This is a genomic window from Pseudanabaena biceps PCC 7429 (assembly GCF_000332215.1).
Taxonomy (GTDB): domain Bacteria; phylum Cyanobacteriota; class Cyanobacteriia; order Pseudanabaenales; family Pseudanabaenaceae; genus Pseudanabaena; species Pseudanabaena biceps.
On record NZ_ALWB01000158.1, the window covers coordinates 1 to 14,079 of the forward strand.

Genomic DNA, 14,079 nt, shown 5'->3' on the forward strand with positions numbered 1-14,079 from the left:
GAGAGTTGCGGCGCAAAGCGCCGCAACTCTCTATGCAGTTTGATGTCCTGACTTACAGCGCTTTGCGCTTAACCCCAAACCAAGGAAATTTTTAAAAGCTTTGCTTTGCAAAGCTTTTAAAAATTTCCTTATGGTTCGTTTGATCGGTAATTGCTGTAAGTGACTATAAGTAATTGGGCTTAATTAAATATAAACCCCTAAAGACCTATAGCGCACGCTGCGCGTGCGCTATAGGTCTTTAGGGGTTTATTATGCTCAGCTACTTAGTTATTTATACTTAAGATATAGTTACATTTCGTCTTCATTTCATTTTTTGGCTTTAAGCTTTTATTTAGCCAATAAATTTCCATATTATGAATCTCAAGAGGTTTAACATCTTATCCCATAGCTTAGGTTTAACAGCGATCGCCTCGATTGCAACGGTTTCCCTATCAGCTTGTAATGCAACACCTAATCCTGAAGCATCTTCTACCCCAGCAGCTACACCTGCTATTGTCCCTAGCTCTAGCCCTGCGGCTAAGGTGACGATGCACAATGGAGGGAATATGCACATGGCAATGGATTTAGGAATAGCCGATGCGAACTTTGATCTGCGCTTTATCGATGCGATGATTCCCCATCATCAAGGAGCCTTAGAGATGGCAAAATATGCTAAGGGAAAATCTCAACGTCCTGAAATTCAAAAGCTAGCTGATGAAATTATTAAGGCGCAAACTAAAGAGATTGCCGATTTGCAAGCTTGGCGAAAACAATGGTATCCCTCTGCTAGTAATATGCCGATGGCATATAATGCCCAGATGGGACATATGATGGAAATGACTCCCGATCAAATCAAGGGGATGATGAGCCAAGATTTAGGGGCAAAGGATGCCGAATTTGATTTCAGGTTTATCAATGCCATGATTCCGCATCATGAAGGGGCAGTGTTAATGGCAAAAGATGCATCAACTAAGTCTACCCGACCAGAAATTAAGAAGCTTGCCCAAGATATTATTTCTTCACAACAAGCAGAAATCAAACAAATGCAGGAATGGAAGAAAGCTTGGTATAAAAAATAGGCAATTTTTGGCAGTTCTGAGGGGATAATGCCCAAAAATTATCGCCAAGGTTGAGATATTTGCTACGCTCAGCCAGAGATTTCTGAGCGTAGTCGAAGTCTATCGAAATATAGATTTAGGCGGATTCCGAGCAGTTAACCATCCAAGGAATTCCAAAGCGATCGACAAACATACCAAACCGTTTAGCCCAGAAGGTTTCCTGAAGTGGCATCCGTACTGTTCCACTTTCTGCCAAGGCCTGAAATACTCGTTCTGCTTCGGCTACATCTTCAAATTGAAGATTGACGTAGAAACCCTGTGGCTTTTCTAAGTAATCAGGAGGAGCATCAGAACGCATCAAGACAATGTCGCCAATGGTTAATTGGGCATGGAGAATTTTATTGCGCCATGCTTCGGCAGTTTGTTCTGCCATAGGTGATTCTCCGTGAGTCATCATCATTACGATTTTGCCACCCAAACACTGTTCGTAAAATTTAAAAGCGGTTTCACATTGACCATTGAAGGTTAGATAGGGATTCAATTGCATAATAATGTACTCCTTGGGTTAATAAATGATTGCAAATCTATACGTATGGCGCTTAAAACCGTCTGAATGCCTAAACTTTGAGCTTTTCTGCCTCTGCACGGATGCGTTCTTCCTGTTCCCGAAGTTCAGGTGTAAACTCGTCACCAAAATCTGCCGCCTCAAAAAGCGGACGAATCTCAATCTCTGATTCTGATGGCATGGGATTGGGACAGCGTTTGACCCATGCGATCGCCTCTTCCATCGACTGTACTTGCCAGATCCAGTAGCCAGCCACTAGTTCCTTTGTCTCTGTGAATGTACCATCAATGACGCTGCGATTTGCTCCTGAAAATCTTATCCTCACTGCCTTTGAGCTAGGATGTAGACCCTCACCAGCCAGCATAATCCCTGCTTTGACCAATTCTTCGTTGAATTTACCCATGTCAGTCAGCAGTTGTTCGCTGGGCATCACGCCAGCCTCTGAGTCTTTGGTCGCTTTGACCATAACCATGACTTTCATCTTTCAATCTCCTGTTTACTATTGCTATGTAGAGTTAAGAGAGTCTCAACCTTTGCTTCACTATTTAGTCGAATGGGATGGCAAGCGATCGACAGGCTGAGCAAATTTTTCTAGAAAAGTTTTTTAAAGCTGATGGGAAATTTTGGGCGCGTTCTGTTTATGGAGACTACTTTTCTGATGGCAAGCCTGATAGCTCTAGAATCGGGCGAATTTCAACCGTGCCTTTGTGGACTGTGGGAATGCGTTCGGCGATCGCGATCGCTTCTTCAAGATTGGTTGCATCGATCAAGAAGTAACCACCAAGTTGTTCTCTTGTTTCGGCAAAGGGACCATCGGTTACTAGTCGTTTGCCGTCACGCATCCTCACACTAGTTGCTTTGGCAACGGATTGTAGTGGTGAAGCGCCCAAGTATTGACCGTTCGCATTCAGCTCTTGGGTGAGATGCACTGACTCCTTAAAGCATTGCTCTCTCTCATTTTCTGTCCATGCAGTTTCGTCGCTGTAAACGAGCAATATATATTTCATGATTGATCCTCTTGACCTATAATTAGTGTACACTAATCATAGGTCAATCTCCAAATGAGTTACAATCAAACGAACCACAAGGAAATTTTTGAAAGCCTTGCAAAGCAAGGCTTTCAAAAATTTCCTTGGTTTGGGTTTGATCGATAATTGCTGTAAGTGAATACAGCTATAACTATACAGTAGCAACTTTGATATTCTCTTCCCATTTGCGAGGTGGACTAGCACGGCGGATATTGCGCCAGATTTGTGTAGCCGCTAAAGTACCATCGGCTACAGCGATCGATACTTGATTCAAACCTTTCTTCAAATCGCCAAGGGCAAAAATGCGATCGTGACTGGTTTTGCACATATCGTTAGTGACTAGATTCTGTCCATCCCATTCTAAACCTTCAATACCTTTTAGATATTGATTATGGTAAACAGAACCCATGCCAACTAAGCCAGTAGTTGCCTCCACAATTGTGCCATCGGTGAGTTCCACTCCACTCAGTTGATGATTTTCACCGAGGAACTTCGCGATCGGAGCTTCATATAATGGATATCCATGCTCGGCTAATTTCTGTTTGGTTTTATCGCTAACGGTGCATAATCCATGGGTCAAAACAGAAATGTAGGGAGTAAACCAGTTTAAGACAAAGGCTGCTCCAATTTGTCCTTCTGTATTGGCAATCAGCACCGCTTTCTGATCCCACATATCATAGCCATCGCAGATCATGCAGACATGAAGAGTGTAACCTGCATAGTCATAGACATTCTGCATATCTTCTAGCTGGGGCAAATTATCTATGATGCCAGAAGCAGCAATCACATACTTACTGCGAAATACGGGATAAATGCTATTTTGTTTACCCACCTTCACTTTGACGGCAAAGGTTTCACCTTCATCGGTTACCTCTTCCACATAACCACGTAAATGATCGGCTCCCCAATCAAGGGAGGTCTTGGTCCCGTGATTCAGGATGTCACGACCGGGGGTGTGCGGATCGAGTCCAACATAATTACGCAAATCTTGCATCCATAGCGATCGCCCTTTGCCTTTTTCGATTACTAGGCACTTCAAACCATAGCGAGCTAGATAGATCGCTGCTGAAAGACCACCCATACCACCGCCAACCACGATCGCATCGTAAACAGTTTCGAGGCGTTCATGTAGATTTTTGCTAGAGAGTTTCATAGCCACCCCACTTTAAAATTACGTTAATGAAAGTAAGAAAGTGCGCGAGACGAACTTTCTTACTTTAGAGATTAGCCTTCAAATGCTAAACGAGGAGCAGATACACCAGTAGGATCGACACCCTTAAGATAAGCCAAGACGGTATCAGCATCGGAAACTTCAAAGGGATCGCTATCAGCGTTATCTCTAAAACCAGGCTCAACAAAGAGCTTTTCGATCTTGCTATCGTTGATTACGGCTGCATAGCGCCAAGAGCGATAGCCAAAACCAATATTTGACTTGTCAACCAAGAAGCCAAGTTTGCGAGTAAATTCGCCATTACCATCGGGAAGTAAGAATACGTTTTTTACGCCGATTTCCTTACCCCACTTAAAGAAAACGAAAGCATCGTTTACAGAAACGACAATTACTTCATCAATACCCAAAGCTTTAAATTCATCATAAAGCTCTTCATAGCGAGGTAAGTGATTGGAAGAGCAGGTAGGAGTAAATGCACCAGGTAACGAGAACAAAACAACCTTTTTACCACCAAAGATTTCTTCAGTGGTGCGATCTTGCCAACGGTAGGGATTAGGACCTTCTACAGACTCGTCACGGACACGAGTCTTGAATACTACATCGGGAAGAGTATCGATAACTGCCATATTTTTCTCTGGGTTTATGTGAAAAGTTTTGGTTAGAAGTGGCTCGTGAATCTACCAATCAAGCAAGACACAACGTATCTCAACTTGAGAAGACCCTAGCACATATTTAAGAATAATTCTTATTTAGAAATTAGTCAATAGCCAGAACAACTAAGTTTTTATGTAAAGTTTAATAAATTTGTAGTTCCTAGATAGAGGTGCTATAGTTGCGATCTATAGGATTGCCTAAGTCAATCGTTAGTAAATTTTTTTGAGTAATTTTTTGAAGCCAATTGCCCAGAAAAGTGTCAGAGAAATAATTGCATTGAACTTGCATTGAACTTGGATTGCCTTAGCGCTTGCTTTTGCGGCAAATTGTGAACGGTTTAACTCCAAAAATTTCTGGGGCTTATTCATTCACCAAAAAGCCCAGAGACTCTGGACTTTTATTTCAGCGCTTGGCGCTGCAAGACTGAAAAATCTTATCTAGAGAGGCTTTACAAGAATATCTGTCAATAGTTTCGGTAATTAGGAGGAAGGTTATATGCAAAAGCAATCAGATAGAGTTATCCAGATCCTGAAGTCTAAAGGATTGCGGGTCACTCCACAGCGCTTTGCCGTTTATACAAATTTATTGGGGCGTGAAGATCATCCAACCGCAGAACAGATCCTGCATGATTTAAATCAGAATGCGCCTACTTCATCGCAGGCAACTGTTTATCTGTCACTCCAAACTTTACGGGATGCAGGGCTAGTCCGCGAAGTACTGTTAGAACAGGGAGTCTGTCGCTATGATGCCAATATCGAACCTCATCACCACTTTCGCTGTAAATGTTGCGGGGAAATCGAGGATATCGCTTGGAATGCCTTTGAGGGATTAGGTTTTCAGCAGGTACGCGCAGGTTTAAAGGTCGATAGCTATGAAGTGACCGTCAATGGTGTTTGCGATCGCTGTAATCATGCTGACAAGCCATCCTAAAAAGCCATCCTAAAAAGCCATCCTAAAAAGCCATCCTAAAAAGCCATCCTAAAAAGCTATCCTGAAAAGCCATCAAAAAAAAGATTGAGCGGTCTACGCTCAATCTTCTGCCCTCAAATCACCCATAAACCCCTGAGAGCGAAGATCGTCAGGATTAATTAACCTATCGTTGCTGACTATATTTTCTGGTTCCGTACCTTCTTGCCATTCTTCAGGTTGCTGACTGGGGGATAAATTTTCTTGATACAAATCTGAAGCCGATCGCTTTTGGCGGCGGGGACGACCTAAGGATTTCAAGCCCGCTTTGATACCCGCAAAGGCACTTTTAGTGGCGATCGTGGCACTGGATGCACTTTGACGGACACCCTTGATTCCATCATTTACTTGCTTGACCGCCTCGCCTGCATTTTTTGCTCCTTGATTGAGTTCATCGCTTAACTCACTTAGCTCTAAACCTGTCATCCGAATTGCCTCTAATGTGGCAGGAAGTTCGCGGGTCAAGGTATCAGCTAGACGAATGATGCTATTGGCAGCTTTGGCTAATTCTTGAAAAGCAGGAATCGCCGTTAGCAACAGAATTGTTAAGCAGATAACCACTAGCAAAAACGATAGACCAAGCAAAAAGATCGCTTCTGACATAATTTCTTAATTTCTTAATTAATTGATTTCTTATAACTGCTTACTTTTCAAGGACTTTCTCAGAGATTTCTCAGGACTTGTTTAAGTGCTTTTTGATCACTTTTTCAAGGATCTATTCGTCATCTTCATCCGCTATGGCGCGATCGCCTGTTTCGACAGACAAACTATCAGGGGAACTGATCATAGACATGGCTAATTCCTCCTGTAGTTTTCGGCTAGCATCTTGCCCTGTAGCGATCGCCTCCTGAAGTCGTAAAAGTAACTCATCAATCGTGCGTTGGGTTTGCTCAGTTAAGCGATCAGCTTGATATTGGACGTTTGAGCCAATTTCTTCCGCAATTTTAGGCAAGTCTTGAGCCGATTTTTTCAAAAACTGGCGACTTTCTTTACCCGATCTCGGCGCAAATAAAATGCCTATTGCCGTACCTATTGCCGTACCGACAATTACTCCACCCAAAAATTTACCTGCGCCGTTTGACATTCTGTTTGCTCCCTAACGACTTACTGCCTGAGGACTTGCCTGACAATTTTGTGCTTGAACTGTCGGTTGATTTTTTATTTGTAGAGGTTGATGAGCCTTTCGATGGTTTTTTTCGAGACTTTTGCCAACTACTCCCTACAAAGGATACACCACGCCCTACCACAGACAATAAGTTACGAATTTTTTCTAATTGAGATTGCAATATTTGATATTGCTGCCGCGCTATCCCCACCCCACTCCGAGTAACTTCAAGCCCAGGCTGAGAGACAGCTAAACCCTCCTCGCAAATTGCTATCCAAGACTCTACCGTATGGACGGTTGCTTTGAGGGAGTTACGCAACATCCATACTTGCCATGAAGCCCATAGCAATCCCGCGCTGAGTATTAACTGTATGGCGATCGCTATCCAAATCATGATTTTTTGATAATAATCGGTTGAATTTTTTAAGATTTGCGATAGGTAGAAAAATATTATATCTCTCTCCCATTAGTGATGTTATACCAAGTTAAGAAATGGCGTAGCCATTTCTTAACTTGAAAACCCTTACTAATATAGCTATATTCACTTAAGTCAGGACATCAAACCCAGTAAGGTTTTGAGATTGCCAAAATGGCGTTGCCACTTTGGCAATTGGTATAAGTAGCTGGGTATGATTAAAAAACAAAACCAGAGAGAATAGCGCCCGCGTAGCGGGCATTATTCTCTTCTAGGTTTTAAGTTTACTTATGCTTAGCTACTTAGCAGTCTTCAATCATTCATGAGAAAAATTAGGACTGCGACTTTGCTCAGGCAATCTATACCGATAGCTGAACAAAGTCGAGGCTCATCACAAATTATTTAGGATTGCGATAGAAGGTAAAAACATAATATGAAAAATATCGTAAATATCGCATCAAAAGCATCGTGACAGAATATGTCATCAAAAGTCATGAATCCAAAAAAGGAACTCAAAATTTATTAAACTCGTCTCACAATATATAAATAAGTTATATTGGCAATTGATTGAGATGCACACAACAAAGTTGTCTAATAGTTCAGTGACTCTTTTACACCCACATCCCTATCTGATCGTTCATGCAGATGAGGGACAGCAAATGATTCCACTTATAAATGCTGATTTTTGGACAATTGGCAGGGGATATGACAACTCAATTGTACTCACCGACAAATGGGTATCACGCTATCATGCCACGCTCCAAATTGTTGGCGCTTCCAAGAATGAAGGTTTTGAGTCTTCAATGAAAGGGGATGCCAAAAATCGCAATTCTAATAATGAATCTGGTAGTTTTTACCTAGTCGATTTTGGCAGCCGCAATGGTTCTTTCATGCGCGGACAGAGAATTACTTTTCCGATTTTGCTGAAAAGTGGCGATCGCATGACCATTGGCAAAACTGATATAGATTTCTTTTCACCCCACAAACGGGAGCCCCATCGGACACCCAGTGAGCATATGCGCCTATTCCAGCAGCCTACAGCTCCTGTTTCCCGAACTACGCTCACCCCTTCCGAAGAGCGTGTTTTCTGGCAGGTCGTCCAAGGCTTTACTAATAAAGAAATTGGCAAACGACTCCAAATCAGTCCTCGGACTGTGCAAACTCACCTCAGCAGCATCATGACTAAACTCAACTTGGAAAATCGTTCCCAGATCGTGCGCTATGCCTTTGAGCAAAGCTATCGTCCTAGCGGTGACGTTACGGATAATACCGATGGCGGCAATTAGCCATGATTTGAGTTAGCTTTTTGGGTATTGCCAGAGAAATAATGATTTTTAGGCAATTGAACTTTTAGGCAACAAAATGATGCATTCCGCGCATCATTTTGTTGTTGTCTGTGGGCTAAATTTTTTACTCCTTAAGAGTTTAATCCTTAAGAAAGAAGTTAGATGTAGCTTCCTTAAGGATTTTCTGCTACTAAAATATAAGCCAGCCTCATTTTATTCCCAACCCAAAAAAATATGCTCGATCTCAAAGTAATTTTGCCAATTTTGACTGTTTTGTTTACAGTTAGCTGTTTATTTTTTGGGACTCGTAATGGCTTTTACGATACTGACAAATATCACGGTAACGGCTCAGCCCACTAAAATAAATTAATTGAGTGTCGGCACGAAGCGCCGCCACTCATCCTTATTAGCGCAAATTACCACATTTGCGCTAAATAAGATTGCGGGAAATTTTTGATGCAAAGATGGGCATCCAACATGTTAAGCTAGTCTGTCTAAATGATCACAGCTTCAAAAAATATGGCGATCGCCATATTTTCCCCATAAATACTCAGAGACTACTGAGGAATGGAAACCGCCTAGGCAGTCGATCTGTCGTCGAGGGAGTAAATAGGCTAACTCGCGATAAGTGGCGAAATTCCAGAGATGGAAATAACTAGGAATTCCCAACCGTGAGGTTAGGAACCTCGCTTTAAACTCCTAAGTGCGTTTACTGTCGAGTTTATGTCACGTACACTTCAAAACACGTTCAAGTTTTTATCATGGCACTTTTGCAAGAACGCAAGCTCGAAATATTCTCCGAATATCAAAAACACCCCACTGACACAGGCTCCTCTGATGTTCAGGTGGCATTGCTCACCGAGCGGGTTAATCAACTAACCACTCACCTCAAGCTACATCCTAAAGATTTCTCTTCTCGCCGTAGTTTGCTCAAAATCATCGGTCAACGTAAGCGCTTACTCGCTTATGTCCGTAACCAAGATCGCGCCCACTACAAGCAACTCATTCAAAGCCTTGGTGTAAGAGGCTAGATCCAAAATTCTAGATGCCTTATATATCTGGAAATTATATCTGGAAATCTAGGAATAGCGATCGCTTCACATAGTACTTCACCCTATCAAAGGTGTAATACCAATTCACGAAAGTGTGACAACACTTCTACGAATTGAAAACCAAACCCAGTAAGGGTTTTCAAAGCTCAAAATGGCGTAGCCATTTTGAGCTTTGGTATAAAAACAAGAAGCTAAAGTAAGGGGCAAAAGTGAGTAAACCAACCGCAGAAAGGATTCCTTTCGAGCCAAATAATCGTAATAAAAAAGCCAAGGAGCCAAAAAAAGCACCTGTGGCTCCCGCTGCTAAAGCAATTGTCAAGCCAGTAATTAGCAATACCTCAAAGAGCAAGAGCAGTAATTCTTTGGGGATTCCTGATGAAGTAAACCGTCGGATCGTTCGGCGGGCTGCTCTTTTTTGTGGGATACCCACGGGTATGGGGCTGACAACATTTATCGTTAGCTATTTTTTGGTTAGCAAACATATAGTTGACTTACCAACTTCGGCGGTGGTTTTGTTGAGTATGTTGTTTTTGGGAATAGGAGTTCTCGGACTCAGCTACGGAGCTATTTCTGCATCTTGGGATGAAGGACGTATCGGTAGTTGGTGGGGTGGCGAAGAGTTTAAGAAAAACTTTGGTCATCTAACTGAGGCTTGGAAGTCCCAGCAACAATTAGTCAAAGCATCTCAACAATCAAAAAACAAATAAAAAAGGTGGCTCATCGTGCCACCTTTTTTTTGCTTAGGACAAATCAAAACCCTAAAGATGAGTGGCGGCGCTTCGCGCCGCCACTCATCTTTGGGCGTATTATCTACTTGAGAATTCGCTGTAGGATCGCCTCATGGGTTAGACCTTCAGCCAAAAGGGAATCAACCACTTGCAATCTCTCGGGCAATCCGATGATGTAGGTGTTACAACTAGCTCCTAACGATTCGCAAGTTGTCTGAACTGCCAATAACTCACGTCCCGTCAAACGGGTAAAGAATGACGTAAGAATGCCAGATTCTAGATATCCAGTTGGCATCGTATTGCCATTAACCGCCCTTACATAGGGTGAGTTATAGGTATTAATGAGAATGAGTCCTTGAGCTTGATATTCGGGGACAAACTCGAACTTTCCCCAGCCATGGGTTTGCCAACATTCCCGCAGGCTCTGAATGAACGTGATCATATCCATCTCAGCTAGAGACTGAGCGTAATATTCTTCCAAGGATTCGGTAAAGCGGGTGTAAAAGTTTTTGCCCCACCACTTGCCGCAGTTAAACAAGACTAGTCTCGATGCTTGTCCTGTTTCCTTGGCTAAGCCTGCGTAAAGGGAAGAAATTAATGTGTCGGGAACGGCTATTAGGCGATCGCCACGACGATTTTCGAGCAACCCAATTTCCAGATCGCCTTTGACATAGGAGTTATAGTCAAAAAAGTTAGCAGGAATGCGATTTTCTTTGATGAGATCGGCAACAGAAATCATAATGTTTGTCTCTAGTAGATTAGCGTGACTTGGGCGGCGGTAATCAAAGGCTGGATCAAAGCCAGTTGCACGGGACTAACCTGTTGACGCAATCCTTGATTGAGTAACTTATAGAGGGTTTCATTGAGACGGCGCATATCTCGCATAGACATAATCCCTTCCAGCCAATTTAGCAATCTTTGCTTTAAAAAATTCTCGTCGTTTAAAAGCATTGCCATCGAGCTATAGCGGAGAACAAGGATTAAATTTTTGACCCCAGTCTCCAGATCTGCTTCGGTTACATTGGGTAATTCACTGGGCACTTGATCGGCTACGGCTTGCAAAATCTCAATTTCGCGATCGCGAATTAATTTATACAGTTTTAAGCGTTCGGGCAGTGAGTTAACATAACTTTCCATCAGTCCTAGCTCATCCGAGGCAAGGTAACGGTCTTGCGCTTGGTTTATTAAGTCTTGAATCTTAGGAATCATAGTTCTTATATTACGAGAGTTAAATTTTTGCAAATCGGGATTGCGCCCTATTACTCTGCTGAGAAGATCCTCTGCCGAGAATAATTTTTAAAAGAATTTAGAAATGTCGTCTAGGAAATCTTCAAGGGTTTCATTGCTTTCATCGACCGAAGAGTTACTAAACTTAGTATCACTAGATGTGACGGCAATTGCAGGAATGCCAGTCCAAGAGATGGCTCGAAAATATTCTCTTACGGACATCAAAAGGCTCAAGGACTGACTCGCTTGCCCATTATTGCTTACAGGTGCGATCGTCCGATTTTCCCAATTTACGCTCTGCCAAAAGCTGCGTAATGGCTGTAGCTGCCAATCCGAACTACTCATTTTAAAAATTCTCCATTGCGCAAACGACCTTCAATGTCTCGAGTTGTCGCCCCTTCATTTAGCCAAAACGAAGCTGCATCAATCCGATTTTTGCCCCCGAGGAGGAATTTACAGTAGTTTTCTCCCATCGAATAGCATTGAATCTCAATACATTCCAGCTCTTTATTGACTAAATGGGTAAAGAACCCCGAAAACAAACCTGCATATAAATGACAAACAGGCTTGCCCACATCACCAAGGCTGCGCGCAACCGCAGAATCAAACACGCTAATAAACATGAATCCCTGCTTGCGATCACTCATATCTACCTGCCAGCGTCCCCAGCCTTGTGAGGTAAATGGCCACCACCAAGTTTCTAGCAAAAACGGTAAATTTGTTTGACGAATACTGCGCCCAAAATCCCGCTCAAACCATTTGGTAAAGAACAATGCATCCTGCTGTCCCCATTCACAGCCAATGGAATACATGACAGCTGCCGAAGCTTCACCAACTTCATCTTCTAAGCCTTCCTGCAATCCAATAATAAAGTCTTCACTGGTAAGGATATTTCTCGAACCATTCCAATCTTCGATGATTCCCTTTTCCAAGTCGGGTAGAAAAAAATCTTGCAGACTATAGTGATTATTTTTTCTTTTCGCTCTAGTTGCGCTATTTGGGCGATCGACGGCAACAGTCATAAGTAAATACTCCTATCCAAAAGATGGTTAAACGCAAAGATTAAATACAGAGATCGAATACAGAGGTTAAATAGAGAGGTTAAATGCACAGATTAAATACACAGATTAAATACAAAGTTAGTCGTGAACACAAATAACTGAATAATAAAAATAATCAATAATAACCAATAGATCGTCAGATCGTTAACTGAATTAAAATCCAGTCGCGATCGTATTAATTATATTAATTAATCATATTATTTTTATTCAAAAACATCGGCTTTTTTCGTATTTGCTAATTGCTCGCCAACACTGAAATTAGTGTTTTCCAGTTGACGAACAACCGATCTAGTAATTAACTGCCCTACCTCTACTAGCGTCTGCCCTGTGATTGGACTCAGCAGCGGCTTTTCACATCGTCTTCCAATTAAAGCTTCGATATCTTGAATTGATTGAACATACATACCGACGGGCAATTCAACCACAATGCCCTCACCCATAACCTTGGCTTGGCAAGCCAGCCTAGAGTTTGGTTTACAAGTGGTAATGACTTCTAAGGTGCGCTTCTCTCGTTTACCCATGGGGCTAAGCGAAGACATTCCGTCTTGGATATAAACGTGACAGGTCGCGCACATGCCACGACCGCCACATTCTTTTAAAATACTTAGCTCTTCTCCCATTAAGCCAGATAGTAATGCACCATTAGTTGCAATATCCGCTATTTGGGCAATCGGCTCAATCCTTACGCGCTTAGCCATTATTAGCTTGCCTCTACAATTGTTCCCCTTAATATTAAGATTAGTTTAGCTCATTTACGGTATACAAATGGGGGACATCCCGCCAAATTGCCTACTAAAACAAAGTAGAAATTCTCATTTTTTCTCATTTTAAAGTTAGTCTTCCAGCATTTTGCTCTGAAACTATAATCAACATTTTTAATCAGCGTTTTTGTTAAAAACACTGGTCATAGCGATGTAAGTTTTGCTTAGGGCATAAATGAATGGCGACGCGAAGCGTCGCCATTCATCTTTTGGTTTTTGATTTAGCCTAGCTAACTCAAAATAAACCCAAAAGAGGGTTGCCGCAAGGAGCACAGCAACCCTCTTTTGGGTTTATTTTGTAGCTGAAAATAATATAAACCCAAGAAACTGGAGCATAGGCGCAGCTTTAGGTGCAAGTTGTTGGGTTGATATTTGATTGCATCTAACTATTTATCTAGCTATTTATCTAGCTATTTATCTAGCTACTTAGTAGTATTTGTCTCTGCTGACTATCGAGACAATCTTGTTCTAGCATTTGATCGAAATTACGAATTACCTGCTTACAACGTTTTATATAGGCAGAGACCCATAACCGAATTTCCTGAATCTGGTCTAAGCTGCAAATTATTTCTGCTTGCTTGGGATGGACGATCTTGCCATCACGATCTACTTGAAACTCATCTAACCAAGCAGAAATAGGACGACTAGATTTCCAATAATTTTTGACAACAACCTTACCTAAGTAGGGAGCATCTCAATTAGGCACTGAGTAAATATACTTAGGCAAGATTGAGGTTGAGATAAGCGCAACGATGTTTAAGAACTTGGGGAAGATTATCGCGCTTCCACTGAGCACCAGATATTTTGATTCTACGCCCAATTTGCTTGATAGTAGATTCAACAGCACCAGAGCCAATGGTAATTCCTTGTGTTTGAAAAGCTTGGTAGTCAGGGATACGGAGGCGGTGTCTTTCGAGATAGGCTATAAAGTTCGTAACTTGACTGGAGTTTAGACTAAGTTGATTAAGCTAATCAGAAAAAGAGCAGGAAAAAGTAACCCAGAGAATGGAGAACTGGGCAAAT

The 14,079-nt window shown here is 42.1% G+C and carries 19 protein-coding genes and 1 pseudogene; 6 read left to right on the forward strand and 14 right to left on the reverse strand.

The features are described from left to right. The first annotated feature begins 353 nt into the window (after positions 1-353). Complete coding sequence (locus PSE7429_RS16115) at positions 354-1,058, forward strand: DUF305 domain-containing protein (protein ID WP_009628332.1); 705 nt, start codon at positions 354-356, stop codon at positions 1,056-1,058. A 115-nt stretch (positions 1,059-1,173) separates the two neighbouring features. Here the strand turns inward: PSE7429_RS16115 and PSE7429_RS16120 are convergent, their stop codons facing one another. From PSE7429_RS16120 to PSE7429_RS16140, 5 genes are all read right to left on the reverse strand, one after another. After that, positions 1,174-1,584, reverse strand: a complete 411-nt coding sequence (locus PSE7429_RS16120; protein WP_009628333.1) for a VOC family protein — start codon at positions 1,582-1,584, stop codon at positions 1,174-1,176. Positions 1,585-1,654: 70 nt separating this feature from the next. Then, positions 1,655-2,083 (reverse strand): YciI family protein, encoded by a 429-nt coding sequence (locus PSE7429_RS16125; RefSeq protein WP_009628334.1) that lies wholly within the window; start codon positions 2,081-2,083, stop codon positions 1,655-1,657. 166 nt (positions 2,084-2,249) lie between these two features. Then, positions 2,250-2,609, reverse strand: coding sequence for a YciI family protein (locus PSE7429_RS16130; RefSeq protein ID WP_009628335.1), 360 nt, complete (start codon positions 2,607-2,609; stop codon positions 2,250-2,252). A 172-nt stretch (positions 2,610-2,781) separates the two neighbouring features. After that, positions 2,782-3,783 (reverse strand): NAD(P)/FAD-dependent oxidoreductase, encoded by a 1,002-nt coding sequence (locus PSE7429_RS16135; RefSeq protein ID WP_009628336.1) that lies wholly within the window; start codon positions 3,781-3,783, stop codon positions 2,782-2,784. 71 nt (positions 3,784-3,854) lie between these two features. Beyond that, a complete protein-coding gene (locus tag PSE7429_RS16140; RefSeq protein ID WP_009628337.1) occupies positions 3,855-4,427 on the reverse strand; it encodes a peroxiredoxin in 573 nt (190 codons plus the stop codon). A 523-nt stretch (positions 4,428-4,950) separates the two neighbouring features. Here PSE7429_RS16140 and PSE7429_RS16145 point away from each other — a divergent pair. After that, complete coding sequence (locus PSE7429_RS16145) at positions 4,951-5,385, forward strand: Fur family transcriptional regulator (protein ID WP_009628338.1); 435 nt, start codon at positions 4,951-4,953, stop codon at positions 5,383-5,385. A gap of 99 nt (positions 5,386-5,484) precedes the next feature. Here PSE7429_RS16145 and PSE7429_RS16150 read toward each other — a convergent pair whose 3' ends face one another. From PSE7429_RS16150 to PSE7429_RS23795, 3 genes are all read right to left on the reverse strand, one after another. Continuing rightward, the gene (locus PSE7429_RS16150; protein WP_009628339.1) at positions 5,485-6,024 is read right to left on the reverse strand and encodes a hypothetical protein; all 540 of its coding nucleotides are present in this window, start codon (positions 6,022-6,024) and stop codon (positions 5,485-5,487) included. Positions 6,025-6,136: 112 nt separating this feature from the next. Further along, positions 6,137-6,505 (reverse strand): YtxH domain-containing protein, encoded by a 369-nt coding sequence (locus PSE7429_RS16155; RefSeq protein WP_009628340.1) that lies wholly within the window; start codon positions 6,503-6,505, stop codon positions 6,137-6,139. Next, complete coding sequence (locus PSE7429_RS23795; protein ID WP_009628341.1) at positions 6,486-6,920, reverse strand: hypothetical protein; 435 nt, start codon at positions 6,918-6,920, stop codon at positions 6,486-6,488. Before PSE7429_RS23795 ends, PSE7429_RS16155 begins: the two co-directional genes overlap by 20 nt. Before the next feature lie 593 nt (positions 6,921-7,513). Between PSE7429_RS23795 and PSE7429_RS16165 the strand changes: the two genes are divergently transcribed. From PSE7429_RS16165 to PSE7429_RS16180, 4 genes are all read left to right on the forward strand, one after another. Further along, positions 7,514-8,227: a LuxR C-terminal-related transcriptional regulator gene (locus PSE7429_RS16165; RefSeq protein WP_009628342.1), complete on the forward strand. Its 714-nt coding sequence runs from the start codon at positions 7,514-7,516 to the stop codon at positions 8,225-8,227. 234 nt (positions 8,228-8,461) lie between these two features. Next, the gene (locus PSE7429_RS27585; RefSeq protein WP_086004265.1) at positions 8,462-8,587 is read left to right on the forward strand and encodes a hypothetical protein; all 126 of its coding nucleotides are present in this window, start codon (positions 8,462-8,464) and stop codon (positions 8,585-8,587) included. Between the two features lie 401 nt (positions 8,588-8,988). Beyond that, entirely contained in the window at positions 8,989-9,258 is a 270-nt protein-coding gene (gene rpsO, locus PSE7429_RS16175) for a 30S ribosomal protein S15 (RefSeq protein ID WP_009628343.1), read from the forward strand. A gap of 230 nt (positions 9,259-9,488) precedes the next feature. Then, positions 9,489-9,986, forward strand: a complete 498-nt coding sequence (locus PSE7429_RS16180; RefSeq protein WP_009628344.1) for a PAM68 family protein — start codon at positions 9,489-9,491, stop codon at positions 9,984-9,986. A gap of 103 nt (positions 9,987-10,089) precedes the next feature. Here PSE7429_RS16180 and PSE7429_RS16185 read toward each other — a convergent pair whose 3' ends face one another. The 6 genes and pseudogenes from PSE7429_RS16185 to PSE7429_RS27260 all read right to left on the reverse strand — a co-directional run. Beyond that, on the reverse strand, positions 10,090-10,746 hold the full coding sequence (locus PSE7429_RS16185) for a 4-vinyl reductase 4VR (RefSeq protein WP_009628345.1): 657 nt from the start codon (positions 10,744-10,746) through the stop codon (positions 10,090-10,092). A gap of 11 nt (positions 10,747-10,757) precedes the next feature. Next, positions 10,758-11,216, reverse strand: a complete 459-nt coding sequence (locus PSE7429_RS16190) for a globin family protein (protein ID WP_009628346.1) — start codon at positions 11,214-11,216, stop codon at positions 10,758-10,760. A gap of 87 nt (positions 11,217-11,303) precedes the next feature. Continuing rightward, the gene (locus PSE7429_RS16195; RefSeq protein WP_009628347.1) at positions 11,304-11,579 is read right to left on the reverse strand and encodes a hypothetical protein; all 276 of its coding nucleotides are present in this window, start codon (positions 11,577-11,579) and stop codon (positions 11,304-11,306) included. Further along, positions 11,576-12,256 (reverse strand): V4R domain-containing protein, encoded by a 681-nt coding sequence (locus tag PSE7429_RS16200; RefSeq protein WP_009628348.1) that lies wholly within the window; start codon positions 12,254-12,256, stop codon positions 11,576-11,578. Before PSE7429_RS16200 ends, PSE7429_RS16195 begins: the two co-directional genes overlap by 4 nt. A gap of 242 nt (positions 12,257-12,498) precedes the next feature. Then, on the reverse strand, positions 12,499-12,993 hold the full coding sequence (locus PSE7429_RS16205; RefSeq protein WP_009628349.1) for a 2Fe-2S iron-sulfur cluster-binding protein: 495 nt from the start codon (positions 12,991-12,993) through the stop codon (positions 12,499-12,501). 782 nt (positions 12,994-13,775) lie between these two features. Further along, positions 13,776-13,997: pseudogene (locus PSE7429_RS27260) on the reverse strand (hypothetical protein); the annotation flags it as partial. Positions 13,998-14,079: the final 82 nt, after the last annotated feature.